Genomic DNA, 24,230 nt, shown 5'->3' with positions numbered 1-24,230 from the left:
GCAGCTGTTTGCCAAACATGTGCCCAACGCCCCGCGTTCCCATGAACCGGCGTCGCTTCATCAAGAACTTCGGTGCGCTCCCGGTGGCGGTGGGTTTGCCACAGCTCGCGATGGGGCAGACCGCGCAACCGGATGGGCAGTCCTTGAAAGCGGGCTACGCGCTGCGCATGAAGAGGATGCTCGCAAGCGGGGCGTTGCCTTACATCGACATCGAAAGCTCTTGCAATTCCACGAAGATCGATGTGCAGGCCATCGCCAAGGCGATGGATGAGTTGAACATCGGCTTGATGGCGCTGTCCGCGGACATCGGCAAGAACCGGTTTGCGGAAGGCGTTCGCTACGATGACCTCTCAAAGCGACTGCTGGCGAGTTTTCCGGACCGCTTCATTCCCATCGGCAATGGCGGTCAGCCGCCCGCGCTGACGGACGCGCCCGACGAATTCCTGGATGCGCAGGAGCAAGCGGCACGCGAGGGGCAGATCCTGCTGCTGGGCGAATACGAATTTCGCCACTACCCCTCACCCCGGCAAGCCAAGCGTGACGCCGAAGAGCGTGACGTCGACATCCCCTTGGACGGACCGGCGGGCCATCGTTTGTTCCGTCTGAGCGAGGCCACCGGGCTGCCCTTCCAGATCCACTACGAGATCGAGGACGCCTTGCTCCCCGTGCTCGAAAAGATGCTGGAACAGTATCCCCACGCCCGGGTGGTGTGGTGCCATCTCGCGCAGGTTCGCTACCTTGAGCGTGCCACGCGTTATTCACCCAGCTACGTGGAAGGGCTGATCCAGCGCTTTCCCCAGTTGTGCTTCGACACGGCGTTCGGCGACGGTGCCTCGACGTATCCGCCGAGCGGGCAAAAGCACTCGCGCATCTGGAATGGCGACACGCTCAAGAAAGAATGGCGCGATTTGATCGTCGCGCATCCTCGGCGCTTCCTTTCCGCGCTCGACTTGGGTCAGGACCGCATGCATCGCATCAACGAATACGATGCCAAACACCGGCGTTTCCTGGGGCAGTTGCCCGAGGATGCGCGGCATCAGGTCGCGTGGCGCAACGCCTGGCGCTTGCTGTTTGGTGAGGAATTCGCTTGAGGCGGTGAGCCGACTCTGACGTTGCGCGCCGAGTTTTTCCTCGGACCCACACCGAGTTCCACGTCCAGGCGACAGCGTGCCTCGCGCGGCTGCTGCCGAGGGCCGTTGCGCCGACGTCTTACTTGCTCGTCGGCATGGCGAACTCCGCGCCCTTGCCGATGCTCTCGGGCCAGCGCTGCATCACGCTCTTTTGCTTGGTGTAGAAGCGCACGCCTTCCTCGCCGTAGGCGTGCATGTCACCGAACAGACTCTTCTTCCAGCCGCCAAAGCCGTGCCAGGCCATCGGCACGGGAATGGGCACGTTGATGCCCACCATGCCGACCTGGATGCGGCGCGCGAACTCGCGGGCGGCGTTGCCGTCACGCGTGTAGCAGGAGACGCCGTTGCCGAACTCGTGGTCATTGATGAGCTGCACCGCGCTGGCGAAATCGGGCACGCGCACGCAGGAGAGCACGGGGCCGAAGATTTCTTCCTTGTAGATCTTCATCTCGGGCGTCACATGGTCGAACAGCGTGCCGCCGAGCCAGAAGCCTTGCTCGCAGCCCGCCCCCGCCTTCGCACCCGCGAAACCGCGCCCGTCCACCAGCAGCTTCGCGCCTTCCTTCGCACCGTGCTCGATGTAGCCGGTGATGCGTAGTCTTGCTGCCTCGGTGACGATGGGCCCCATTTCGGCGGCGAGGTTCATGCCATCCAACACTTTCAGTGCCTTCGTGCGTTCGACCAGCTTGGGCATGATCTTCTCGGCCACGTCGCCCACCAGCACGGCGACCGAGATCGCCATGCAGCGTTCACCGGCGGAGCCATAAGCCGCGCCGATCAGGCCATCGACCGCTTGGTCCAAGTCGGCATCGGGCATCACGACCATGTGGTTCTTCGCGCCGCCGAGCGCCTGCACACGCTTGCCGTGGCGCGCACCGGTTTCATAGATGCTGTTGGCCACCGGCGTGGAGCCGACGAAGCTCACGGCCTTCAAGTCGGGGTGGGCCAGCAGTGCGTCCACCGCGCCCTTGTCGCCCTGCACCACGTTGAACACGCCGTCGGGCAGGCCGGCCTGCTTCAGCAGCTCGGCCATGCGCAGGCTGGGGCTGGGGTCCAGCGGGCTGGGCTTGAGCACGAAGGTGTTGCCGCAGGCGATGGCGACGGGGAACATCCACATCGGCACCATCACGGGGAAGTTGAAAGGCGTGATGCCGGCCACGACGCCCAGGGGCTGGCGCATCGTCCAGTTGTCCATGCCGGTCGAGACCTGCTCGGTGTAGTCGCCCTTGAGCAGCTGCGGGATGCCGGTGGCGAACTCCACGATCTCGATGCCGCGCGTCACCTCGCCCTGCGCGTCGGTGAACACCTTGCCGTGCTCGGCGGTGATCAGGCGCGCGAGTTCGTCGCGGTGTTGGTTCAGCAGTTCGAGGAACTTGAACAAGATGCGCGCGCGGCGCAGCGGCGAGGTGTCGGCCCAGGCCGGAAAGGCGGCCTGCGCGGCGGCCACGGCGGCATCGACCTCGGCGCTCGAGGCCAGCGCCACCTGGCCGGTGACCGCGCCCGTGGCCGGGTTGGTCACGTCCTGTTGGCGGCCGGAGGCGCCGGGCCGGATCTGGCCGGCGATGTGGTGCCCGATGGGGGCGAGGGTGCGAGCGTTCATGGCGGGGCCTCCGTGGCAAACCGAGGTTGGTGGATGATGAATGCGGCGCAGTCTAGGCCGCGCGGGGGCGCTTGAGAAGGCCAGTCAGCTGACCACATTGTTCATTTCGATGAACAATGGCGCCATGAGCACCGACACCCCCACCCTGGCCTACGCGGACCTGCACCTGCTGACCGTGCTGGCCCAGACCCGCAGCTACACCCAGGCGGCGCGGCGCCTGGGCGTGTCCAAGGCCTCGGCCAGCATGCGCATCGCCGAGCTGGAACGCAGCCTGGGCCTGCCCTTGGTGCGCCGCACCACGCGCGCCGTGGGCCTGACGGCGGCGGGGCAGCAGCTGGTGGACGACATCGGCGCGGCCTTCGCGCGCATCGAACAGGGCGTGGCCAGCGCCAAGGACCTGGCAGGCGCGCCGCGCGGTCTGGTGCGCGTGAGCGCGCCCGTGGCCCTGGGGCGGCAGCACATCGCGCCCACCTTGCCGGCCTTTGCCCGGGCTTGGCCTGAGATTCGCATCGAGCTGGACCTGAGCGACCGTTTCGTCAATCTGGCGCAGGAAGGCTTCGACCTCGCCATCCGCCACGCCCAGGCGGCGCCTGACACCCAAGTGGCCACGGTGCTGTGCGACACGCGCTCGGTGCTGGTGGCCAGCCCCGACTACCTGGCGCGCGCGGGCGAGCCCAAGCATCCCGCCGAGCTGGCGCGCCACCAGTGTCTGCTGTACCTGCGCGGCGCGGCGGGTCAGAGCTGGGCCTTCGAGAAAAGCACGGGCCGGCGCGTCGCCGATTCGGATGTCGAGCGCGTGGCGGTTGCCGTGGGTGGCCCGCTCAAGGCGAATAACAGTGAGGTGCTGCGCGAAGCCGCGCTGGGCGGCCTGGGCATCGCCCTGCTGCCGGACTTCAGTGCGGCCGAGGCCTTGGCTGCGGGGCAACTGCGGCGCGTACTGCCTGCCTGGCTACCGCGAGATTTTTTCGGCGAACGCATCTACGCCATCCGTCCCTGGTCACCGCAGCCGCCGCGCGCGGTGCAGTGCCTGGTGGATCATCTTCGGCAGGCGCTTGGGACAGGGTTTGCGCTGCCTGTCGCCTAACGTTTGATCGGTCGATGTCCCGCGGCCTCAGTGCGACAGATACCCCATCCAAGACCAATACGTCGCGCCCAGCAGCAACACCAGCCCGTAGCCGATCACCGTCAGTACCAGGCCCGTGCGCACGAAGTCCTTGGCGCTGAAGGTGTCGGTGCCGTAGGCCACCATGTTCTGCGGTGCGTTGACGGGCAGGATGAAGCCGAAGCTCACCACGAACTGCAGCAGCAGGGTCATGCCGATCAGGTTCAGCGGTGCGGCCCCTGACACTGAACTCTGGTCACCCGCGATCTGTTGCAGCACGCTGATCATGATGGGGACCATGGCCGAGGCCAGGGCGGTGGCGCTGGCGAAACCCAGGTGCACTACGATCAGGAAGAGCGAGAGCAGGGCCAGGATCATGAAGGCCGAGGCACCAGCCAGGCCCAGATGCGCCACGATGAGGTGGGCCAGCCAGGCGGCGGCCTGGGTCTGCAGCAGCGCCGTGCCCAGGCTAATGCCCGTGCCGAAGAGCACGATGGTGCCCCAGGGAATCTTCGATTGCGCCTGCTTCCAGCCCATCACACCGATGCCTGGCGTGAACATCAATGCAATGGCCGCGATGGTGGTGCTGGACGTGTCGAAGGGGTGCAGCACTTTCTCCGTCGACCACAAGCCCAGCAGGGTCAGCATGATGAGGAGCAAGCGCCATTCGGCGCCCGTCATCGGCCCCAGCGCGCGCAGGGCCTGTCGGATGGTGTCCTTGCCGCCTGCGATCTCCTCGGTCTCGGGCGGCATCATGCGCGTCATCACGAAGTACAGTGCGATGGACATCCCAATGGACCAGGGCGCGGCGGCGATCAGCCAGTCCAGCCAGGTGATGGTCTGGCCAAAGGCCTTCTCGATGAAGCCGATGGCCACCATGTTCTGCGCGGCGGCGGTCTTGACGCCCACGTTCCAGATCGAGGCGGCTTGCGCCGTGGCGATCATCAGCAGGCCCGCGAAGCGGGAGCGTTTGTCCACGCCGAAGGCCAGGATGATGCCCATGACGATGGGCACCAGGCAGGCCACGCGGGCGGTGGTCGAGGGCACGAGGAAGGACAACACGATGCCGACCAGGATGGCGCCAACCACCACGCGTTTGGTGCGCGCGCCGACCAGGGAGAGGATGAAGAGCGCGATGCGCTTGTCCAGGCCGGTCAGCGTCATGGCCGCCGAGATGAAGCAGGCCGCGCCCACCAGCGCCAGCGCCGTGTTGGCGAAACCACTGAGGGCCAGGGTCAGCGCGGCGGTGGTGCCGAGCACGGCCTCCGGCTTGGCCGCGTTCGGCGCCAGGCCGAGTAAAAAGGCCATCAGCGCCGTGATCAGCACCGCGCTGATGGCGTAGTCCACGGCCTCGGTCATCCAGAGGATGACCGAGAACAGCAGCAAGCCCAGCATGATCTGTCCCGCCACCGGCAAGCCCGCGGGGCGGGGCAGCAGCAGAACCAGGGCCAGGCCGATCAGCGCGGTCAGCAGCCCGATGACGTGGACCGGTTCGCGGGCCGGGGCGGAACCGGCGGGTGGGCTCGTGACCATGGCGTCTCCTCCATCGTGGATGAACAACCATGCTAGGGCCTGCGCGGGCGGGCGCTTTGACCTGGATCAACGCAGGTGCCGTGGCGACGGGCGCCGGCTCAGAGGGCTTTCCCTCAGGCCAGACCCGCCTTGTCCAGGCCGTAGGCTTTGTCCTGCGAACCCGGCACGGCGGCGAAACCAATGCACAGGCGGTTCCAGCCGTTGATGCCGACGATGGCGAAACTCAGGTCGGCCGTTTCCTGTTCGTTGAACTCGGCGCGCACGGCCTGGTAGTCGGCCTCGCTCACGCCTTGGGCCGGCAGGCGCGTGAGCACTTCGGTCCAGGCCAGGGCGGCGCGCTCGCGCGCGGAGAACAGCGGCGATTCATGCCAGATGGCGACGTGGTGCAGGCGCAATTCGCGCTCGCCGTGGAGACGCGCTTCCTTGACGTGCATGTCCACGCAAAAGGCGCAGCCGTTGAGCTGAGAGGCGCGCAGGGTGACGAGGTGCTGCAGGCCGGGTTCCAGGCTGCCTTTTTTCAGCGCGAGGCTGAAGTCCAGGTACTTCTTGAACAGTTCGGGCGCTTGTTGGGCGCAGTCGAGGCGTTGGCTCATGGTGAGGTACTCCGTATTGAGGGTTGAATGAAAGTGATGCATTCACCCCTCAAGACGCGTTGCCTCCCGCTTTTGTGACAGCCCAGGCTTCGGCCAGGCGTTGCAGCTTGTCCGGGTTGCGCTGCGCATGGATGCGTGTGATGCGCTCGCCATCGCTTTCGATGCTCTGCGCGGATTCGAGTTGCCCGTCGATGAAGCGCAGCAGGCCCCACTGACCGTTGATATGGGCCAGTTCCATGTGTATTGACAGTTCGCCCTTCTGCCCGCGCAGCCAGATGGCCCAGTAGAGCTGAGCGATGCGCACGCCGCCAGTCAACACCTTGCCAAAGCTCGGCACTTTGCCGCCGCCATCACCGATCAGCTCGACGTCGTCGGCCAGCAGCGCCTGCAGGGTGGCGAAGTCACCGCATCGCGCGGCCTCGGCAAAACCGCTGAGCAACTTGTAGTGCGTGTCGGGCGAGACGGCCTGGCGCACCCGGCCGTCTTTGAGTTGCGCTTTGGCGCGCGACACGATTTGCCGACAGGCGGCTTCGCTCTTGCCCAGAGCCTGTGCGACGTCGGCGTAGTCGGCGTCGAAGACCTCGCGCAGCAGAAAAGCGGCGCGGGCTTCGGGCGCCAGGCGCTCCAGCAGCGCGAGGAAGGCCATGGAAATGTCGTCGGCGCGTTCCAGCAATTCCTCGGGGCTGGCGGGTCCGTCTTCGGGGGTGATGGACGCGGTCAGTTGCGGTTCGGGCAGCCAGAAGCCGGTGTAGTGCGCGCGCTGCACCTTGGCTGTGCGCAGGCGGTCGATGGCCAGGCGCGTGGTCACCGTGACCAGCCAGGCTTCCGCGCTGTCGAGCGAGTCGGTCTCGGCCTCATGCCAGCGCAGCCACACGTCTTGCACCAGCTCCTCGGCTTCGGCCACGGTGCCGAGCATGCGGTAGGCGATGGCTTGCAAGCGGGGGCGCAGGCGATTGAAAAAGCGGGTGGTGTCGTCCATGAGGCTCTAGACGGGCGAGGCTAACGATTTGTGACAGCTTTGCGGGAACGGGCGGGATGCGGGGCGATGGGCATGCTGAATCGGGCATGCGCCTTGCATGCAAGTAAGCATTTCCTGAATTGCATTCCTTCGTCTCTTTCAACCCATTGCACTGGAGTATCCCCATGAAACTGGACCGTCGTTCCTTCGTCTCCAAGAGTGTCACGGGCGCCGCCGCGGCCGGCACGCTGGCTTTCCCCATGGTCGCCAAGGCCCAGCAGTCCTTCAACTGGAAGATGACCAGCGCCTATGCCAAGGGCGCGCCCTTCTACATGGACGGCCCGGGGAGCGCGACCGACTTGGCCAAGCGCATCCGCGAGATGTCGGGCGGGCGCCTGAACATCCAGGTTTTCGGTGCGGGAGAACTCATTCCGGCCTTCGAGGGTTTCGACGCCGTGCGCGCGGGCACGGTGGAAATGAACCACGCCAACAGCTACTTCTGGACGGGCAAGACCTTCGCGGCCCAGTACTTCACGGCCGTGCCCTTCGGCATGAACTTTCAGGGCATGAACGGCTGGCTCTATGACGGCGGCGGCATCGACCTGTGGAACGAGGTCTACGCGCCCTTCGGCATGGTGGCCATGCCTTGCGGCAACACCGGCGTGCAGATGACGGGATGGTTCAAGAAGGAGATCAACACCGTCGCCGACTTCAAGGGCTTGAAAATGCGCATCCCCGGCCTGGCCGGCAAGGTCTACGCCAACCTGGGCGTGGACGTGAAGGTGCTGCCGGGGGGTGAGATCTTCCCCGCGCTGGAGCGCGGCGTGATCGACGCGGCCGAGTTCGTCGGCCCTTACCAGGACCGGCGTCTGGGCTTGCAAAAAGCCGCCAAGTACTACTACACCACGGGCTGGCACGAATCGTCGACGGTGTCCGAGTTGCTGATCAACAAGGCCGCCTGGGACAAGCTGCCCAAGGACCTGCAGGCCATCGTGCAGAACGCCTCGGCGGCCTGCAACGTCATCAGCGAAGGCTGGTGCCAGAAGGCCAACTCCGAGGCCATGGAAGACCTGGTCAAGAACCAGAAGGTCATCGCCAAGCCTCTGCCCGACCCGGTGATCAAGGCCCTGCGCGTCGAGACCGAGAAGGTGCTGGCCGAGGCCGTGGCCAAGGACCCGCTGGTCAAGAAGGTGCACGACTCCTACTTCGCCTTCAAGGCCAAGTACGACCGCTGGGTGGAGGTCAGCGAAGAGCAGTACCACACCAAGATCCGTGGCTGACCAGGAGCGGTGTGCGTGAAAAAAGCAAAGGTCGCCTTGATGGGCGCCATCGAGGCGTGGACCGATTTCATCGGGCGTGTCACGCTCTGGGTGACGCTGCTCATGATCGGACTGGTCGCGACCAACGTCGCGCTGCGCTACCTGTTCAGCTTCGGCTCCGTCTGGGCGCAGGAACTGGAGTGGCACTTGCTGGCGGCGCTGATACTGCTGGGCATGAGCTATGCCTTGCAGCGCGGCGACAACGTGCGGGTTGACCTGTTCTATGCCGGTTATTCGCCGCGGGCGAAATTCGTGGTCGATGTGGTCTCGGTGCTGTTGATGCTGGTCGTGTCCCTGCTTTTCATCAAGCTGTCGATCGCGTATGTCGCGCAGTCCTGGAGCATCAACGAAACCTCGCCCGATCCGGGGGGCATCCCCTGGCGCTGGGCCATCAAGTCGCTGATACCACTGGGCTATGCGCTGGTTGCCTTGCAATCGGTGGGGGCCCTGCTGCGGCTGTTCCATCAGCGTCAAGAGGCCGTGAGCGGTGGCACGAACGGGATGGGGGAGGGCGGCCATGTTTGAACCGCAGACCTATGCCTTGCTGATGCTGGCTGGCTTCTTCATCCTGCTGATGATTGGCGTACCCGTGGCCACGACCTTGGCCGTGACGGGCTTCGTCTTCGGCTACCTGGGTTTCGGCGATGGCCTGTTCGCCCTGCTGCCCGCGCGTTTTTACGGCGTGGTGGCGGGGTACCAGTGGATGTCGATCCCGCTCTTCGTCTTCATGGGCGTGATGCTGGAAAAATCGCGCCTCGCCGACGACCTGCTCGACGTGATGGGCCACATCGCCGGTGGCGTGCGCGGCGGCATGGGCGTGGGCATCATCCTCTTCGGCGTGCTCATGGGCGCGACCACGGGCATCGTGGGCGCCACCGTCATCACGCTGGGCTTGCTGACGCTGCCCACCCTGATCAAGCGCGGCTACGACAAGAGCATCGCCGCCGGCGCGATCTGCGCCTCGGGCACGCTGGGGCAAATCATCCCGCCCAGCCTGATCCTGATCCTGCTGTCGGACATCATGCAGCTCTCGGTCGGCACCCTGTTCGCGGCGGCCGTGGGGCCGGGCATGCTGCTGGCGGCGGTGTACATCATCTACCTGCTGGTGCGTGGCTGGATGAACCCCGCGCTGATGCCGCCCATTCCACAGGAAGAGCGCGACGCCGTCTCGCGGGGTGAGCTGTGGAAACGCTTCTGGAAGGTCGTGGTGCCGCCCATCTTGCTGGTGGTGGCGGTGCTGGGCTCCATCGTCGGGGGCATCGCCGCGCCGACGGAAGCGGCGTCCATGGGCGCGGTGGGCGCCGTGCTGATCGCGGCCGGGGCGCGGCGCCTCACGCTGAAGATGCTCAAGGCGGTGGCGCTGGAGACCAGCAAGATCACGGCGATGATGATGCTCATCCTGATGACGGCGCAGGTCTTCGCGCTGGCCTTCCGCGGCCTGCACGGCGAGGACCTGATCTCCGACCTGTTCGAGTTGCTGCCCGGTGGCGTGAACAGCGACATCTGGTTCATGATGGCGCTGATCTTCGTGCTCGGCTTCTTCATCGAATGGATCGAGATCAGCTACATCGCCGTGCCGCTCTTCATGCCGGTGCTGCTGTCCCAGGGCGTGGACCCAGTCTGGCTGGCCATGTTGATCACGGTCAACCTGCAGTCGTCCTTCCTGACGCCGCCTTTCGGCTGGGCGCTCTTCTACCTCAAGGGCGTGGCGCCGCCCGAGGTGACGATCAAGGACATCTACAAGGGCGTGGTGCCCTTCATCGCGATGCAGGCGATCACGCTGGCCTTGGTCTTCTTCTATCCGCAGATCGCGCTCTGGTTGCCCAAGGCGATCGGTTGGTGAGCGCCTACCGTACGCGACCGGACGTTCTCATGAGCGTCCGGCCAGCGCCGGAAACAACTGCACCAGGCCGTCGGACATGATCTCCACGGCGATGGCGGCCAGCACCAGACCCATCAAGCGGGTCATCACGTTGATGCCGGTTTTGCCCAGGCGGCGGGCGATGCGCTCGGCCAGCGTGAAACACAGCAGCACGGCCAGGGCGACCACGGCGCCGTAGAAGATCAGCGTGGCGTGCTGCAGCACCGTGTGGGCCTTGTCGGCGTAGATCACCACGGTCGACATGGTGGCCGGGCCCGTGAGCAGCGGGATCGTCAGCGGCACCACGGCGATGCTGGCGCGCGCGGCCGAGTCCTCGATCTCACTGGCGTTCGAGCGCGCCTCCGCCGGCTGGGCGTTGAGCATGGACAGCGCCGAGGTCAGCAGCAGCATGCCGCCGCCGACCTGGAAGCTGGCCAGTGAAATTCCGAAGAAGGCCAGCAAGTGCAAGCCCAGCAGGGCGCTGGCCGCGATCACGATGAAGACCGTGCGCGCCGCGATCATGATGGTGCGGCGGCGCTGCTCCTTGGTGTAGCCCTCGGTGTAGTGGATGAAAAAGGGCAGGGCCGACAGCGGGTTGACCACGGCCAGCAGGGTGATGAGGGCTTTGAAATCCATGGTGTTGCGCGCTGGTGTCAGCGACCTCCCGAAACGTCGAGCACGGCGCTGGTGGCGTAGCTGGCTCCGTTTGAAAGCAGCCAGAGGATGGCCTGGGCGATCTCCTGGGCCGTGCCGGGCCGTTGCATGGGAATCATGCCCGCCATGCGCTGGGCACGGTCCGGCTGGCCGCCGCTGGCGTGGATGTCGGTCTCGATGACGCCGGGGCGCACCGCGTTGACGCGGATGCCCTCGGTCGCCACCTCGCGCGCCAGGCCACGGGTGAACGAGTCCACCGCGCCCTTGGCCGCCGCGTAGTCCACGTACTGGCCGGCTCCGCCGAGTTGCGCCGCCACGCTGCTGAGGTTGACGATGGCGCCGCCTTGGCCTCCGCCGTATTGGCCGCCATGTTTCGTGCTCATGCGTTTGACAGCCTCGCGCGAGCAAAGCAAGGTACCAAACACATTGATGGCGAACATGCGTTGCCAACGCGCCAGGCTTTGTTCGGCAAGCCGCTGAGTGCTGTCCACCACGCCCGCGTTGTTCACCAGGGCCGTGAGCGGGCCCAGTTCGCGGTCGACGCGGGCGTACATGGCCAACACCTGGGCTTCGTCGGACACATCGGCCTGCACGGCCAAAGCTTGTCCGCCACCGGCGCGGATGCGCTCAACGACGGCGGTCGCCGACGTCGCGTCGGACGTGTAGTTCACGGCCACGGCATAGCCGCGCTGTCCGGCCAGCAAGGCCGTCGCGGCGCCAATGCCGCGCCCGCCGCCCGTCACCAGCAATATTTGTGTCACGTGGAGCCCCCTGCATCTGCGAGGGCGACAAGATACCATTGCCGTGGTCAGACCTTCTACCGGAAATACAAGGAGTCGTCCCGTGGGACAGATCATCGATCTTCAGGCCGCCGATGGCCAATCCATTCCCGCCTACCTGGCCCGTCCGTCGGCCAAGGTCCGTGGCGCGGTCGTGGTCGTGCAGGAAATCTTTGGCGTCAACCGCCACATCCGCGAGGTGACCGATGGCTATGCGGCAGCGGGCTACCTCGCCATCGCGCCCGCGACCTTCCACCGCGTGCAGCCCGGCGTTGAACTGGGTTACACGGAGGCGGACATGAAGCAGGGCATGGGCCTCAAAGCCGCGGTGGAAGCTTTGCCCGCGCCCGGTGTGTTGCAGGACTTGCAGGCCGCGGTGGACTACGTCGCCCGCGACAGCGGCGCCAAGGTGGGCATCGTTGGTTACTGCTGGGGCGGCCTGCTGGCGTGGCGCGCCGCGAGCAAACTCAAGGGCCTGAGCGCCGCCGTGCCGTATTACGGCGGCGGCATGACTCAGCCGCAGGAACTGGCTTCCAAACCCCAGGTGCCCGTGATGGCGCACCTGAGCGACAACGATGCCCATGTGCCCCTGGAGGGCGTGGCGGCCTTGCAGAAGGCGAATCCCGAGGTGATCGTGCACATCTATCCGGCGCGTCACGGCTTCAACTGCGATCACCGCGCGGCTTACCATGCCGAGGCCGCTCGCCAGGCGCGCGAGCGCACGCTCGATTTTCTCGGTCAGCACCTCGGCTGACACCGATCGGGAGACAGGCCATGCCGCACGTGCTGATGAAGTGTCTGTCGCCGCTGGCCTTGTGCGCCATGCTGGGTTTTGCCTCGACCGCGCGCGCTTCCGGGGCTTCCCCGGCCGCGGGCTATGACGGGCCCCTGTTCGACGCCCACCTGCATTACAACGTCGAAGCCTATGAGGGACCGTACCCCTTGAATGACGTGTTGGCACGCATGCGCGGTAGCGGCGTGCGCGCGGTCATCGCCAACAGCCGCCCGAACGAAGGCACCCAGATGTTGGCGCGTGCCCATGCGGAGTCGGATGCGCGCGAGCGCGTCGCCGTCGTGCCCTTCATCCGCCTCTATCGCAATCGCATGGACTACGGCACCTGGCACGAAGATGAAAGCATCTACGCCATGGTGCAGGAGGAGCATGCCCGCGGCACCGCTGCGGGGCCTTACCGGGGCATTGGTGAGTTCCATCTGTACAACAGCGCCAACGCCAATGGCCCAGTTGCCAAGAAGCTCATGCAGTACGCGCAGCTGCATGGCCTGGCGGTGTTGGCCCATATGGACGACACGGCGGTGGATTTGCTGATGGCCCATGCGCCGCGCGCCCGACTGATCTGGGCGCACACCGGCATCGGCGGACCCTCGCCAGCACGGGTCCGCGCTTTGCTGGAGAAGTACCCGGGCTTGATGGGCGAGCTGTCCTACCGGCCTGGTTTGGTTTGCAACGAGGCCCCGCGTCAGGGAGGGGGTGCGGGGTCGCTCACGGAGGCGTCTGCGCCTGCGCTTTCGGGTGCCAGTCAGCTTTGCCCCGAATGGCGGGAGCTCATGCTGAAGTTTCCGGATCGCTTTTTGATCGGCTCCGACACCTGGGTCAATGAGCGCTGGGCCAGTTATGGTGAGCTGATGCGGGACTACCGCAGCTGGCTGGCCGACCTTCCCCCGGACGTCGCGCGCCGCATTGCCTGGGGCAACGGTGCGGCGTTGTTCCAGCTGGGCTTGCCCTGAACGCGCTCCCACGGCCCACCACCATGGCTTCCGTCCAGATCCCCCTCTTTCCACTGCAGTCCGTGCTGTACCCGGGCGGCGTGCTGTCGCTGCGCGTGTTCGAGGTGCGTTACTTGGATCTGGTCCAACGCTGCCACAAGGAAAAAGTGCCCTTCGGCGTGGTCTGTCTGCGCCAAGGCAGCGAGGTGAGGCGCGCGCCCGCGCTCGGCGAGACGGAGCCTCCCGTGGAGGTGCTGCACGACATCGGCACCCTGGCCCACATCGAAGTCTTTGAACGACCCCAACCCGGCCTGATGCTGATCCGCTGCCGGGGCGGGCGGCGGTTTCAGTTGCAGCGCAGTGAGCAGCTCAAGCACGGTCTGTGGGTGGGTGAAGGTCTGCTGCTCGACGAAGCGGCGCCGATGCCGGTGCCCGACGAACTCTTGCCCCTGCGCGATGACCTGCAGCGCCTCTACCGCAGTTTGCAAGCCGACGTGTCCGGTCAGGACGACGCCTTGTTGCCCATCCAGCCGCCGCTGCAGTGGGACGACAGTGGCTGGTTGGCCTACCGCTGGTGCGATGTGCTGCCGGTGAGCCCCCAGCTCAAGCAGAAGTTCCTCGCCGTGGAGAACCCGCTGCTGCGTCTGGAGTTGGTGGACGACCTGCTCAAACGGCTCAAGACGGGTGCCGGGCCTCAATGAGGGCTGAGCGGTCGCCAAGTAACCGGGCAGCTCAGCGTGCCTGTCGATCCAGGTAGCGATTGCGCCAAAAGAACAGGGCCAGTCCAACGCCGGCCACGCCCATGATGGCGGCAGCCCACCAGATGCCGCGGGTGTTGTGGATCAGCGGCAGGAAATCAAAGTTCATGCCGAAGAAGCCGGTGATCAGGTTCAGCGGCAGGAAGATCGCGGTGAGCGCCGTCAAGGTGCGCATGATGTCGTTGGTGCGGTTGCCTTGCACGTTGAAATGCATCTGCACCGCGGTCTCCGCGCTTTGCTCCAGCCGGCGCACGTGATGCACCACACGCTCGATGTGTTCCAGCACGTCGCGGCTGCGCACCAGCAGCAGCTCGCGCTCCTGCCGCCCTAGCGCGTCCGTTGGCATGGCCCAGGTGGTGATGGCGTCGATCCAGTCCTGCATGGCCGCGCGCTGGTCTTCGCAGATTTCATCCAGGTGGTGCAGCGATAGCCGTGCGTCGAGCAGCGCGCTCCAGTTGTTGAAGCGGGTGCGGGGATTGAGCAGTTCGGCCTGCCAGTGGTCGAGCTGGCGCGTGAGTTCGCGCCGCAGGTCCAGGTAGCCGTCCACCATCAGGTTGACGATGCGCAGCATCAGGTCGGGCGGGCTGGTCGGCAGGCGCGCGCTGCCGCCACGTGTGTCGGAGGCGGCCATGTAGAGCCGCGCCGCGTAACTGTCACGCACGGCGCAATCCGCCGGATGCACGGTCAGCAGCAATCGATCAAACACGGCAAAGCCCACCGGACTGGTATCGATGCGCCGCAGCACGGGCGGGCCGCTGTGCCGCACCGGCGCGTGCAAGGGCTCGCCCGGGTGCTCCATGTCCGTTTCGCGCGTGCCGGCGGCCAGGCGGCGGAACACCAGCAGGTCGTATTGCGAGGTGTAGTCGTAGTGCGAGGGCAGCTGCTTGTTCAGCAGGTCACTCAGGTGCAGGTCCACCAATTGCGCGCCGCACAAGGACTGCAGCATGGCCTGAACCTGCGTCTGCATGACCTCGAACTCACGCCGCGCGCAGGCCACCCAGACGAAGCCTCCCTGGGTGGCGTCCGGCAGCGACGTGGGGAGTTGATCGTTTTCAGTGACGCCGCCGGGGCCGATGTGAAAGACGCGCATCGTGGGGTTCCTGGTTCAGGCGCGCAACAGACGCGCGGCGTCCCGCGCGAAGTAGGTCAGCACGCCGTCCGCGCCCGCGCGCTTGAAGGCCAGCAGACTTTCCATCATCACCGCGTCGTGCGCCAGCCAGCCGTTCTGGGCGGCGGCCTTGAGCATGGCGTACTCGCCGCTGACTTGGTAGGCGAAGGTTGGCACGCGGAATTCGTCCTTCACGCGGCGCACCACGTCCAGGTAAGGCATGCCGGGCTTGACCATCACCATGTCAGCGCCTTCGGCGATGTCCATGGCGACTTCCCGCAGCGCCTCGTCGCTGTTGCCCGGGTCCATCTGGTAGACCTTCTTGTCGGCCTTGCCGAGGTTGCCCGCCGAACCGACGGCGTCGCGGAATGGGCCATAGAAGGCGCTGGCGTACTTGGCGCTGTAGGCCATGATGCGCGTGTGGATCGCGCCGCTGGCCTCGAGCGCTGTGCGGATGGCGCCGATGCGACCATCCATCATGTCGCTGGGGGCGACGATGTCCACGCCCGCGGCGGCTTGGGTCTGGGCCTGCTTGACGAGCACTTCGATGGTCTCGTCATTCAAGATGTAGCCCGTCTCATCCAGCAGGCCGTCCTGGCCGTGGCTGGTGTAGGGGTCGAGCGCGACATCCGTCATCACGCCGAGTTCGGGGAAGCGTTGCTTGAGGCCGCGCACGACGCGGGGCACCAAGCCGTCTGGGTTGTAGGCTTCGCGACCGTCGGGCGCCTTGAGCGTGGTGTCGATGACGGGGAACAGCGCCATCACCGGAATGCCCAGCCGCACGCAGTCCTCGGCCACGGGCAGCAGCAAGTCCAGGCTCAACCGTTCCACGCCGGGCATCGAGCCCACGGCCTCACGGCGGTTCTGGCCATCGAGCACGAACACCGGGTAGATCAAGTCGTGGGGGCTGAGTGCGTGCTCGCGCACCAGGTTGCGTGTAAAGCTGTCACGCCGAAGGCGACGCGGGCGGCCTGAGGGGTAAGGTGCGTAGGGTGTCATGGGGCATGCGGGAGAGAGGGAAAAATTGTGCCCTATTCCCCACCGGGGGGTATGCGTGCTTTCAAAGAAGGCCCATCAGCGGCCTGTCGGCTTGTCAGCCAGCGGGGCCATGGAATTGCAACAAAGCTGTAGCCAGTTGTTGCATTGAGTAGTCGTTTTTGCTAGATTAGCGCCCGAGGACCTTGCGTCCTCCCCGCTTTTCCTCCCTGAGCGGGGCCTTGATGTGTGACAGCAAAAAAGGCTTGCAACCCCGGCTTGTGCCGGGGTTTTTTTTTAGCTCCGGCATCACGTTGCCGATGGCACAGTTAGCCTCGTGCTGCGAGCCGCGATGCGGCTGGTGCCCCAAATGGACTGGAATCATGCTCTGGATCAAAGCGCTCCACATCGTCTTCATCGCCGCCTGGTTCGCCGGGCTGTTCTACCTGCCCCGCATCTTCGTCAATCTCGCGCAAGTGCCCGCGAATTCGCAGGCCGAGCGGGATCGTCTGCTGATGATGGCGGACAAGCTGCTGCGTTTCACCACGATGCTGGCCGTGCCGGCCCTGGTCTTCGGCCTGTGGCTGTGGCTGGGCTACGGCATCGGCAAGGGGCCGGGCAATGCCTGGATGCATGCCAAGCTCACGGTCGTGCTGCTGGTGCTCGGGTATCACCACGCCTGCGGCGTGCTTCTGCGCAAGTTCCACCGGGGTGAAAACCAGCGCAGCCATGTCTGGTACCGCTGGTTCAACGAACTCCCCGTGCTGCTGTTGCTGACGGCCGTGGTGCTGGTGGTGGTCAAGCCCTTCTAAGGTCTTCGGCAATCCTCGTGAGCAGCATGTCCCGCGCCTCGCACAAGACCTCCGCCTGGCCCCTGGGCGGGATGTATGTCGTGCTGGTGGTTTACGCCAGCCTGTATCCCTTTGACGGCTGGCGCGATCAGGGGCCGCTGCCCTTGGGCTTCTTGCTTGCGCCCTGGCCTCAGTATTGGACCGCGTTTGACTTGTGGGCCAACGTGCTGGGCTATGCCCCTCTGGGTTTCCTCCTGGCCCTGGGTGCGCTGCGGACACGACCCGGCGAAGGCGTGGTCGGCTGGTCGGGTTGGGCGGTGGGTGGCGCCACGCTCGCGGGCTGTCTCCTGTCCCTGACCTTGGAAGCGATGCAAGCCTACCTGCCGCTGCGCGTGGCGTCCAACGTGGACTGGGTCCTGAACACGGGCGGTGCCTGGCTGGGCGCGCTCGCCGCCGCCCTGCTGGAGCGCCTGGGCGCGCTCGACCGTTGGGGGCGCTTTCGCTCGAGGTGGTTCGTCTCCGAGGCGCGGGGCGCGCTGGTGCTGCTGGCCTTGTGGCCCTGTGCGTTGCTGGCGCCCACCGCCGTGCCCCTGGGGCTGGGACAGGTCTACGAGCAAACCGAATCCGGACTGCGCAGCCTGCTGGAGGGCACCCCCTGGCTGGGCTGGCTGCCGCCCTTGCCCATGGTGGGACCGTCCGTGTTGTCCCCGGGCCTGGGTGTGGCGCCGCTGGCCCCGCTGATGGTCTGGGCCTGCGTGGTGCTGGGGGTATTGATTCCCTGTCTGTTGGGCTACTGCGTGATCCGCGCCTATGCGCGGCGAGCGGTGTTCGTCCTGGTCTTGCTGTCCGCTGCCGTGGGGGCCAACCTGCTGTCCGCCGCCATGAGCTACAGCCCCGCGCATGCCTGGACCTGGCTGAACACGCCCGTGCAGGCGGGCCTTGTGGTTGCCTTGGTCCTTGCCTTGCTCTTGTTGCGCGTGCCGGTGCGCCTGGCTGCCGCTTTGCTGCTGGTGCTCTTGGGCGTGTTTCTCAGCCTGATCAATCAGGCGCCCACCGGGCCCTACTACGCCCACAACTTGCAGGTTTGGGAGCAAGGGCGTTTCATCCGTTTTCATGGCGTCACGCTGTGGCTGGGGCGGCTTTGGCCCTACGCCGTGCTGGCCTATGTGCTCGCCCGAGTGTGGCGAGAACGGCGGGAACGGCAGGAGCCGCAGTCAGGCGCGGCCTGAGTTGCCAGAACGGCCTCACGCAGGCGCAGCGTCGTGGTTTACAGGTCACTCTTAGAATTCCGCCATGAGCAGCAAGCCACCGTCCTACTTTCGACAACACATCTTTTTCTGCCTCAACCAGCGCGCCAATGGCGAGGCCAGTTGTGGCGATCACCAAGCCGAGGCCGCCTTCGCGCATTGCAAGAAGCAGGTGCACGAGGCGGGCCTTTCCGGCAAGGGCCAAGTGCGCGTCAACAAGGCGGGCTGTCTGGACCGCTGCGCGGGCGGGCCGGTGGCGGTGGTCTATCCCGAGGAGACTTGGTACACCTACGTGGACCTCAAGGACATCGATGAAATCGTCGAGTCCCACCTGAAGCAGGGCAAGGTGGTCGAGCGTCTGCTGCTCTCCCCCGAGGTCGGGCGATGAGCGCGCGCACGGCGAGGATCGTGCCATGAACGCTCAGACCGAACGCCTGCACATGCAGGGCGCCGCGGGCCGCATCGAGGTGTTGCGCGATGCGCCAGCACCAGAGCTTGCGCTGCGTGGCATGGCCGTCATCGCGCATCCCCACCCCTTGTTTGGCGGCACCATGGACAACAAGGTGGTGCAGACCCTGGCTCGGGCGTTTCTGCAGTGCGGCTGGCAGACGGTGCGCTTCAACTTCCGGGGCGTGGGTGCCAGCGAAGGCGTGCATGACGAAGGGCGGGGCGAAGCCGAAGACTTTCTGGCCGTCGTCGAGCAGTTCGCGCCGGCCTCCGAGCAGCGGCCGCTGGCGCTGGCCGGTTTTTCTTTCGGGGCTTACGTGATGAGCCATGCCATGACGAACCTGGCCCCAACCCGGTCCCTGGAGAAATTGGTGTTCGTCGGCACGGCGGCCAGCCGCTTTGATGTGGCCGCCGTGCCCCCTGAGTTGCACGAGCGCGCCCTGGTCCTGCACGGTGAGCACGATGACACCGTGCCCTTGGCCGCCGTGATGGATTGGGCGCGTCCCCAAGTGCTGCCCGTGACCGTGGTGCCCGGTGGCGGTCATTTTTTTCATGGACAGTTGCCGCTCCTCAAGAGTCTGGTGGTACGGCACCTGAGTGCCACCCATTCGGGCGGTCTGGCATGAGGGGTTGGCGTTTGCCGGGGGGCGTGCCAGGTGCTGCGGCCGCGCTGCTGGCGGTGTGCGCCGTCGCGCCCTCGGTAGGCGCCGCTCAGACCCTCCCGACCGCAACCTTGCGGACTGCGGCGGTCGAGTCCTCCACCATCGCCAGCCCGGCTTCCGCACCTCGAGTCCATGCGACGGAAAGCCAAGCTCCCGTCGTTGAGCCCTTGTCGCCCCAGTTGACGGCTGCCTTGGCAGGGAGTTCTGCCGTGGGCGTTCAGCCGGCTTGGCAGAGTCTGGCCCCGAAGCCGCCAGAGTTGGCGGCGCGTGCCTGGTTGCTGCTGGACCTCAGCAGCGGGCAAGCTCTGGCCGCCAGCAACGCGGACCAGACCCTGCCGCCGGCATCCCTCACCAAGCTCATGACCGCGTATCTGGTGTTCGAGGCTTTGCGCGATGGCCGTCTGAGCCTCGAGAAGCCGCTGACCATCAGCGAGCGGGCCCGCCGACAGCCTGGTTCCCGGATGTTCCTGGAGGCCGGCATGCGCGTGCCCGTGGAAGACCTGATCAAGGGCCTGCTGGTGCAGTCGGGCAATGACGGTGCCGTGGCGCTTGCCGAGGGCGTGGCTGGCAGCATGGAGAACTTTGTGCAAGCCATGAACGAGAAGGCGCGTGCCCTCGGTTTGGGCGCCACGCATTTCGCCAATCCCACGGGGCTGCCCGTCGACGGGCAGCAGAGCACCGCGCGTGATCTCGGTGTGTTGGCGCAGCGGCTGCTGAGTGATTTTCCCGAGCATGCGCATTACTACGGCATCCGCAAGTACCGCTACGCTGGCACTCCGCCGGCGAACGACAGCAACCGCAATCTGCTGCTGTTTCGCGATCCCTCCGTGGATGGCATGAAGACCGGTCACGTCGAGGCCGTGGGGTATTCGATGGTGGCCACGGCCCAGCGCGAGTTCCCACATCTGGGCGCTGCGGGCGGGCCGGGGCCGCGCAGGTTGCTGGCCGTGGTCCTGGGCGCGGACAGTGAGCAGACCCGCGCGGCCGAGGCCCAGCGGCTGCTGAACTGGGGCTACACCGCCTTCGAGGCGGTCAAACTGTTCGAGGCCAACCAGGCGGTGCTGACCGCCTCGATTTGGAAAGGGCGCGCGGCCGAGGTTCGGCTTGGGCGCCCGCAGGCCATCGTGGTGACGGTGCCCGCTGGCTGGGGGGCGCAGTTGCGCATGGATGTCGTGCGTGCCGATCCGCTGATCGCGCCTTTGCGGCAGGGGCAGGCTGCTGGCTTGCTGCGAATTCGTGAAGGTGAGCGCACGCTCTTTGAAATTCCATTGCTTGCTTTGGATGATGTGGGCGAGGCTGGCCTGATCGGCCAAGCCTGGGACGCCTTACGGCTCTGGCTCCAGTAGCCCTCGCAGGGGCGGGTTGGCGCGGGCGCGGCTTGCGGGCGCGGCGGCTTCCCTGCTACACTCGCGGGCTTTTCGGAATTTCCGAAGGGATTCACGTTTTCGTTTTTCAGGTCGCACTTTCGGGTGCGTCAAACGTTTAGGGACGTTTTTTCAATGCCAACCATCAACCAGCTCGTGCGTCAGGGGCGTGAGGTCGAAACGACCAAGTCCAAGAGCCCCGCGATGCAAAACTCTCCGCAGCGTCGCGGCGTGTGCACCCGCGTGTACACCACGACGCCCAAGAAGCCGAACTCCGCTCTGCGTAAGGTCGCCAAGGTGCGCCTGACGAACGGCTTCGAGGTCATTTCCTACATCGGCGGCGAAGGCCACAACCTGCAGGAGCACTCGGTCGTGCTCGTGCGCGGCGGTCGTGTCAAGGATTTGCCGGGCGTGCGCTACCACATCGTTCGCGGTTCCCTGGATCTGCAGGGCGTGAAGGATCGCAAGCAGGCCCGTTCCAAGTACGGCGCGAAGCGCCCGAAGAAGGCCTGATCGGTTTTCTGATTTTTTCCGGTGCTTGAGTCGTTCCACGCGGGCGAACCAAGCGTAGTGACCCCAAGCTTGTGATCGAACTGAATCCGGGTGGGTCGAGTAAGTGGGAGTCAGATGGCTCTCGCGGTGCCCGAAAGGGTGCCAACTGAAGCAAACATGAGGTGAAATATGCCGCGTCGTCGCGAAGTCCCTAAACGTGAAATCCTGCCGGATCCGAAGTTCGGCAATGTCGAGCTGTCCAAATTCATGAACGTGATCATGGAAGGCGGCAAAAAGGCGGTCGCTGAGCGCATCATTTATGGTGCCCTCGACACCATCGAGCAGAAGACGGGCAAGGACCCGCTGGAGCTGTTCACGATCGCCATCAACAACGTGAAGCCCATGGTGGAAGTGAAGTCCCGCCGTGTCGGTGGTGCGAACTACCAAGTGCCCGTGGAAGTGCGCCCTGTGCGTCGCCTGGCTTTGTCCATGCGCTGGATCAAGGAAGCCGCACGCAAGCGCGGCGAGAAGTCCATGGCCCTGCGCCTGGCCAATGAGCTGATCGAGGCCACCGAAGGTCGTGGCGGCGCCATGAAGCGCCGTGACGAAGTGCACCGCATGGCCGAAGCCAACAAGGCGTTCAGCCACTTCCGTTTCTAAGCATCGTTCCCAATCTGACGGATCGGGCCCGCCACGAGCGGGCCTGACTCGTTCAACGAAAGATCATCATGGCACGCAAAACGCCCATCGAACGCTATCGCAACATCGGTATCTCGGCGCACATCGACGCCGGCAAGACCACGACGACCGAGCGTATTCTTTTCTACACCGGTGTGAACCACAAGATTGGCGAAGTGCACGACGGCGCCGCCACCATGGACTGGATGGAGCAGGAGCAGGAGCGCGGCATCACGATCACGTCCGCCGCCACGACCTGTTTCTGGAAGGGCATGGACATGTCCTATCCCGAGCACCGCTTCAACATCATTGACACCCCTGGCCACGTGGACTTCACCATCGAGGTGGAGCGTTCCATGCGCGTGCTGGATGGCGCCTGCATGGTGTATTGCGCCGTGGGCGGCGTGCAGCCCCAGTCTGAAACCGTTTGGCGTCAGGCCAACAAGTACAAGGTGCCGCGTCTGGCCTTTGTGAATAAGATGGACCGCACCGGCGCCAACTTCTTCAAGGTTGTGGACCAGATGAAGGTGCGCCTGAAGGCCAACCCCGTGCCGATCGTGATCCCGATCGGTGCCGAGGACAACTTCACTGGCGTGGTGGACCTCATCAAGATGAAGGCCATCATTTGGGATGAAGCCTCCCAGGGCATGAAGTTCGAATACAAGGACATCCCCGCCAACCTGGTGGAAGATGCCAAGAAGTGGCGTGAAGGCATGGTGGAGGCCGCCGCCGAAGCCAGCGAAGAGCTGATGAACAAGTACCTGGAAGAGGGTGACCTCTCCGAGGAAGACATCAAGCTGGGTCTGCGCACGCGCACCATCTCGACTGAAATCCAGCCCATGATGTGCGGCACCGCGTTCAAGAACAAGGGCGTGCAACGCATGCTGGACGCCGTGATCGACTTCCTGCCTTCGCCCGTGGACATTCCCCCGGTGGCTGGCACGGACGAAGACGAGAAGGAAACGACCCGTCAAGCCGACGACGGCGAGAAGTTCTCCGCGCTGGCGTTCAAGTTGATGACCGACCCCTTCGTGGGCCAGCTGACCTTCGTGCGCGTCTATTCCGGCGTGCTGACCAAGGGCGACACGGTCTTCAACCCCGTCAAGGGCAAGAAGGAGCGTATTGGTCGTATCGTGCAGATGCACGCCAACAACCGCCAGGAAATCGAAGAAATCCGCGCCGGCGACATCGCTGCTTGCGTGGGCCTGAAGGAAGTGACCACGGGTGAAACCCTGTGCGATCCGGATGCTGTCGTGACGCTGGAACGCATGGTGTTCCCCGAGCCCGTGATCTCGCAGGCCGTTGAGCCCAAGACCAAGGCCGATCAAGAGAAGATGGGCCTCGCCCTGGGTCGTCTGGCCGCTGAAGATCCGTCCTTCCGCGTGCGCACGGACGAAGAATCCGGTCAGACCATCATCTCGGGCATGGGCGAGTTGCACCTCGAAATCATCGTGGACCGCATGAAGCGCGAGTTCGGCGTCGAGGCCAACGTGGGCAAGCCGCAAGTGGCCTACCGCGAAACCATCCGCAAGAAGGTCACCGACGTCGAAGGCAAGTTCGTGCGTCAGTCCGGCGGTAAGGGCCAGTACGGTCACGTCGTGTTCACCGTGGAGCCGAACGAAGCCGGCAAGGGCTTTGAATTCGTCGACGCCATCAAGGGTGGTGTGGTGCCGCGTGAATTCATCCCCGCGGTTGAGAAAGGTACGCTGGAAGCGATCAATTCGGGCGTGTTGGCGGGCTTCCCGGTGGTGGACGTCAAGGTCACCTTGACCTTCGGCTCCTACCACGACGTGGACTCGAACGAAAACGCGTTCAAGATGGCCGCCATCTTCGGTTTCAAGGAAGGCTGCAAGAAGGCCAGTCCCGTCATCCTCGAGCCCATGATGGCCGTGGAAGTCGAGACGCCCGAGGACTATGCCGGTAACGTGATGGGCGACTTGTCGTCCCGCCGAGGCATGGTTCAGGGCATGGATGACATGCCTGGCGGTGGCAAGGCCATCAAGGCCGAAGTGCCGCTGTCCGAGATGTTCGGCTACTCGACCACGCTGCGTTCGATGTCGCAAGGTCGTGCCACGTACACCATGGAGTTCAAGCACTACAGCGAAGCTCCGAAGAACGTGGCCGAAGCCATCATCGCAGCGCGCGCGAAGTAAGAAGAACCCCCTGAGGCGCTGCGCGCCTTCCCCCTTGAACGCCAACCTTCGGTGGCAAGGGGGACGCAGCCAGTGGCCTGGCAAAGCCAGTTCCACGGCTGCCCCGGTTCAGGGCCGGGATCGCTGAGTTTTGTGGTTTTGTCTGCGACGGTGTGCCCCTCGTTTGCCCGTGGCGAGGGAGTCAGCAACACCGTGCAGACGTTAAAGCAACACACGGGCATTGCTCTTTTGGAGAATTGAAATGGCAAAGGAAAAATTTGAGCGGACCAAGCCGCACGTGAACGTGGGCACGATTGGTCAC

24 protein-coding genes are annotated in these 24,230 nt (G+C 65.2%); 16 read left to right on the top strand and 8 right to left on the bottom strand.

Annotated elements, in window-relative coordinates; genetic code table 11:
• Window positions 1-41 precede the first annotated feature (41 nt).
• The gene (locus tag HGR_RS08160) at window positions 42-1,091 is read left to right on the top strand and encodes an amidohydrolase family protein (RefSeq protein ID WP_006297723.1); all 1,050 of its coding nucleotides are present in this window, start codon (window positions 42-44) and stop codon (window positions 1,089-1,091) included.
• 118 nt (window positions 1,092-1,209) lie between these two features.
• Here HGR_RS08160 and HGR_RS08155 read toward each other — a convergent pair whose 3' ends face one another.
• Window positions 1,210-2,730, bottom strand: a complete 1,521-nt coding sequence (locus HGR_RS08155) for a CoA-acylating methylmalonate-semialdehyde dehydrogenase (RefSeq protein ID WP_006297722.1) — start codon at window positions 2,728-2,730, stop codon at window positions 1,210-1,212.
• A gap of 124 nt (window positions 2,731-2,854) precedes the next feature.
• On the opposite strand from HGR_RS08155, the gene HGR_RS08150 reads away from it, so the two are divergent.
• Window positions 2,855-3,814, top strand: a complete 960-nt coding sequence (locus tag HGR_RS08150; RefSeq protein ID WP_039852975.1) for a LysR family transcriptional regulator — start codon at window positions 2,855-2,857, stop codon at window positions 3,812-3,814.
• Window positions 3,815-3,841: 27 nt separating this feature from the next.
• Here HGR_RS08150 and HGR_RS08145 read toward each other — a convergent pair whose 3' ends face one another.
• From HGR_RS08145 to HGR_RS08135, 3 genes are all read right to left on the bottom strand, one after another.
• Window positions 3,842-5,365, bottom strand: coding sequence for a DASS family sodium-coupled anion symporter (locus HGR_RS08145; RefSeq protein WP_006297720.1), 1,524 nt, complete (start codon window positions 5,363-5,365; stop codon window positions 3,842-3,844).
• Between the two features lie 113 nt (window positions 5,366-5,478).
• Window positions 5,479-5,958, bottom strand: a complete 480-nt coding sequence (locus tag HGR_RS08140; RefSeq protein WP_006297719.1) for a carboxymuconolactone decarboxylase family protein — start codon at window positions 5,956-5,958, stop codon at window positions 5,479-5,481.
• Between the two features lie 49 nt (window positions 5,959-6,007).
• Window positions 6,008-6,937, bottom strand: coding sequence for an RNA polymerase sigma-70 factor (locus HGR_RS08135; RefSeq protein WP_006297718.1), 930 nt, complete (start codon window positions 6,935-6,937; stop codon window positions 6,008-6,010).
• Window positions 6,938-7,101: 164 nt separating this feature from the next.
• Here HGR_RS08135 and HGR_RS08130 point away from each other — a divergent pair, with 164 nt between their 5' ends.
• From HGR_RS08130 to HGR_RS08120, 3 genes are read left to right on the top strand one after another with little or no spacing between them, the layout of a single operon-like run.
• Window positions 7,102-8,196, top strand: a complete 1,095-nt coding sequence (locus HGR_RS08130; RefSeq protein WP_006297717.1) for a TRAP transporter substrate-binding protein — start codon at window positions 7,102-7,104, stop codon at window positions 8,194-8,196.
• Window positions 8,197-8,211: 15 nt separating this feature from the next.
• On the top strand, window positions 8,212-8,760 hold the full coding sequence (locus HGR_RS08125) for a TRAP transporter small permease subunit (RefSeq protein WP_006297716.1): 549 nt from the start codon (window positions 8,212-8,214) through the stop codon (window positions 8,758-8,760).
• Window positions 8,753-10,078 carry a TRAP transporter large permease gene (locus HGR_RS08120; RefSeq protein WP_006297715.1) on the top strand — a complete coding sequence of 442 codons (1,326 nt, stop codon included), beginning with the start codon at window positions 8,753-8,755 and terminating at the stop codon, window positions 10,076-10,078. The genes HGR_RS08125 and HGR_RS08120 overlap by 8 nt, the downstream gene beginning before the upstream one ends.
• A 27-nt stretch (window positions 10,079-10,105) precedes the next feature.
• Here the strand turns inward: HGR_RS08120 and HGR_RS08115 are convergent, their stop codons facing one another.
• Complete coding sequence (locus HGR_RS08115; RefSeq protein WP_006297714.1) at window positions 10,106-10,732, bottom strand: MarC family protein; 627 nt, start codon at window positions 10,730-10,732, stop codon at window positions 10,106-10,108.
• 17 nt (window positions 10,733-10,749) lie between these two features.
• The gene (locus tag HGR_RS08110; RefSeq protein ID WP_039852953.1) at window positions 10,750-11,511 is read right to left on the bottom strand and encodes an SDR family oxidoreductase; all 762 of its coding nucleotides are present in this window, start codon (window positions 11,509-11,511) and stop codon (window positions 10,750-10,752) included.
• Window positions 11,512-11,593: 82 nt separating this feature from the next.
• On the opposite strand from HGR_RS08110, the gene HGR_RS08105 reads away from it, so the two are divergent.
• Genes HGR_RS08105 through HGR_RS08095 form a run of 3 tightly spaced genes read left to right on the top strand, consistent with a single transcriptional unit; the run spans window position 11,594 to window position 13,955 of the window.
• Complete coding sequence (locus tag HGR_RS08105) at window positions 11,594-12,283, top strand: dienelactone hydrolase family protein (RefSeq protein ID WP_006297711.1); 690 nt, start codon at window positions 11,594-11,596, stop codon at window positions 12,281-12,283.
• 20 nt (window positions 12,284-12,303) lie between these two features.
• Window positions 12,304-13,275: an amidohydrolase family protein gene (locus tag HGR_RS08100; RefSeq protein ID WP_006297710.1), complete on the top strand. Its 972-nt coding sequence runs from the start codon at window positions 12,304-12,306 to the stop codon at window positions 13,273-13,275.
• A 23-nt stretch (window positions 13,276-13,298) separates the two neighbouring features.
• Window positions 13,299-13,955: an LON peptidase substrate-binding domain-containing protein gene (locus HGR_RS08095; protein WP_006297709.1), complete on the top strand. Its 657-nt coding sequence runs from the start codon at window positions 13,299-13,301 to the stop codon at window positions 13,953-13,955.
• Between the two features lie 31 nt (window positions 13,956-13,986).
• Here the strand turns inward: HGR_RS08095 and HGR_RS08090 are convergent, their stop codons facing one another.
• Window positions 13,987-15,102 carry a magnesium transporter CorA family protein gene (locus HGR_RS08090; protein WP_006297708.1) on the bottom strand — a complete coding sequence of 372 codons (1,116 nt, stop codon included), beginning with the start codon at window positions 15,100-15,102 and terminating at the stop codon, window positions 13,987-13,989.
• A gap of 15 nt (window positions 15,103-15,117) precedes the next feature.
• Window positions 15,118-16,119, bottom strand: coding sequence for a porphobilinogen synthase (hemB, locus tag HGR_RS08085; protein ID WP_039852952.1), 1,002 nt, complete (start codon window positions 16,117-16,119; stop codon window positions 15,118-15,120).
• Between the two features lie 359 nt (window positions 16,120-16,478).
• Between hemB and HGR_RS08080 the strand changes: the two genes are divergently transcribed.
• The 8 genes from HGR_RS08080 (at window position 16,479) to fusA (ending at window position 23,929) form a co-directional block, all read left to right on the top strand.
• Window positions 16,479-16,907, top strand: coding sequence for a CopD family protein (locus HGR_RS08080; RefSeq protein WP_006297706.1), 429 nt, complete (start codon window positions 16,479-16,481; stop codon window positions 16,905-16,907).
• 26 nt (window positions 16,908-16,933) lie between these two features.
• Window positions 16,934-18,115, top strand: coding sequence for a VanZ family protein (locus tag HGR_RS08075; protein ID WP_006297705.1), 1,182 nt, complete (start codon window positions 16,934-16,936; stop codon window positions 18,113-18,115).
• A 64-nt stretch (window positions 18,116-18,179) separates the two neighbouring features.
• Entirely contained in the window at window positions 18,180-18,521 is a 342-nt protein-coding gene (locus HGR_RS08070; RefSeq protein WP_006297704.1) for a (2Fe-2S) ferredoxin domain-containing protein, read from the top strand.
• Between the two features lie 25 nt (window positions 18,522-18,546).
• Window positions 18,547-19,206: an alpha/beta hydrolase gene (locus tag HGR_RS08065; RefSeq protein ID WP_006297703.1), complete on the top strand. Its 660-nt coding sequence runs from the start codon at window positions 18,547-18,549 to the stop codon at window positions 19,204-19,206.
• Window positions 19,207-19,451: 245 nt separating this feature from the next.
• Window positions 19,452-20,588 carry a D-alanyl-D-alanine carboxypeptidase family protein gene (locus HGR_RS08060; RefSeq protein WP_006297702.1) on the top strand — a complete coding sequence of 379 codons (1,137 nt, stop codon included), beginning with the start codon at window positions 19,452-19,454 and terminating at the stop codon, window positions 20,586-20,588.
• 153 nt (window positions 20,589-20,741) lie between these two features.
• Window positions 20,742-21,119, top strand: coding sequence for a 30S ribosomal protein S12 (gene rpsL / locus HGR_RS08055; protein WP_006297701.1), 378 nt, complete (start codon window positions 20,742-20,744; stop codon window positions 21,117-21,119).
• Between the two features lie 168 nt (window positions 21,120-21,287).
• Window positions 21,288-21,758, top strand: coding sequence for a 30S ribosomal protein S7 (gene rpsG, locus HGR_RS08050; RefSeq protein WP_006297700.1), 471 nt, complete (start codon window positions 21,288-21,290; stop codon window positions 21,756-21,758).
• A gap of 68 nt (window positions 21,759-21,826) precedes the next feature.
• Window positions 21,827-23,929, top strand: a complete 2,103-nt coding sequence (gene fusA / locus HGR_RS08045; protein ID WP_006297699.1) for an elongation factor G — start codon at window positions 21,827-21,829, stop codon at window positions 23,927-23,929.
• The last annotated feature ends 301 nt before the right edge of the window (window positions 23,930-24,230 follow it).

It is taken from the genome of Hylemonella gracilis ATCC 19624, assembly GCF_000211835.1.
GTDB lineage: Bacteria > Pseudomonadota > Gammaproteobacteria > Burkholderiales > Burkholderiaceae_C > Hylemonella > Hylemonella gracilis.
This window is presented reverse-complemented; position numbering and strand designations above follow the sequence as displayed.

What these genes read in the sequence shown, in the direction of transcription:
- HGR_RS08100 (WP_006297710.1), top strand. Translation starts at nt 12,304, where the DNA reads ATGCCGCACGTGCTGATGAAGTGTCTGTCGCCGCTGGCCTTGTGCGCC.
- HGR_RS08145 (WP_006297720.1), bottom strand. Translation starts at nt 5,365, where the DNA reads ATGGTCACGAGCCCACCCGCCGGTTCCGCCCCGGCCCGCGAACCGGTC.
- HGR_RS08070 (WP_006297704.1), top strand. Translation starts at nt 18,180, where the DNA reads ATGAGCAGCAAGCCACCGTCCTACTTTCGACAACACATCTTTTTCTGC.
- HGR_RS08080 (WP_006297706.1), top strand. Translation starts at nt 16,479, where the DNA reads ATGCTCTGGATCAAAGCGCTCCACATCGTCTTCATCGCCGCCTGGTTC.
- rpsG (WP_006297700.1), top strand. Translation starts at nt 21,288, where the DNA reads ATGCCGCGTCGTCGCGAAGTCCCTAAACGTGAAATCCTGCCGGATCCG.
- HGR_RS08160 (WP_006297723.1), top strand. Translation starts at nt 42, where the DNA reads ATGAACCGGCGTCGCTTCATCAAGAACTTCGGTGCGCTCCCGGTGGCG.
- HGR_RS08155 (WP_006297722.1), bottom strand. Translation starts at nt 2,730, where the DNA reads ATGAACGCTCGCACCCTCGCCCCCATCGGGCACCACATCGCCGGCCAG.
- HGR_RS08095 (WP_006297709.1), top strand. Translation starts at nt 13,299, where the DNA reads ATGGCTTCCGTCCAGATCCCCCTCTTTCCACTGCAGTCCGTGCTGTAC.
- HGR_RS08150 (WP_039852975.1), top strand. Translation starts at nt 2,855, where the DNA reads ATGAGCACCGACACCCCCACCCTGGCCTACGCGGACCTGCACCTGCTG.
- fusA (WP_006297699.1), top strand. Translation starts at nt 21,827, where the DNA reads ATGGCACGCAAAACGCCCATCGAACGCTATCGCAACATCGGTATCTCG.
- hemB (WP_039852952.1), bottom strand. Translation starts at nt 16,119, where the DNA reads ATGACACCCTACGCACCTTACCCCTCAGGCCGCCCGCGTCGCCTTCGG.
- HGR_RS08120 (WP_006297715.1), top strand. Translation starts at nt 8,753, where the DNA reads ATGTTTGAACCGCAGACCTATGCCTTGCTGATGCTGGCTGGCTTCTTC.
- HGR_RS08115 (WP_006297714.1), bottom strand. Translation starts at nt 10,732, where the DNA reads ATGGATTTCAAAGCCCTCATCACCCTGCTGGCCGTGGTCAACCCGCTG.
- HGR_RS08065 (WP_006297703.1), top strand. Translation starts at nt 18,547, where the DNA reads ATGAACGCTCAGACCGAACGCCTGCACATGCAGGGCGCCGCGGGCCGC.
- HGR_RS08075 (WP_006297705.1), top strand. Translation starts at nt 16,934, where the DNA reads ATGTCCCGCGCCTCGCACAAGACCTCCGCCTGGCCCCTGGGCGGGATG.
- HGR_RS08130 (WP_006297717.1), top strand. Translation starts at nt 7,102, where the DNA reads ATGAAACTGGACCGTCGTTCCTTCGTCTCCAAGAGTGTCACGGGCGCC.
- HGR_RS08140 (WP_006297719.1), bottom strand. Translation starts at nt 5,958, where the DNA reads ATGAGCCAACGCCTCGACTGCGCCCAACAAGCGCCCGAACTGTTCAAG.
- rpsL (WP_006297701.1), top strand. Translation starts at nt 20,742, where the DNA reads ATGCCAACCATCAACCAGCTCGTGCGTCAGGGGCGTGAGGTCGAAACG.
- HGR_RS08135 (WP_006297718.1), bottom strand. Translation starts at nt 6,937, where the DNA reads ATGGACGACACCACCCGCTTTTTCAATCGCCTGCGCCCCCGCTTGCAA.
- HGR_RS08090 (WP_006297708.1), bottom strand. Translation starts at nt 15,102, where the DNA reads ATGCGCGTCTTTCACATCGGCCCCGGCGGCGTCACTGAAAACGATCAA.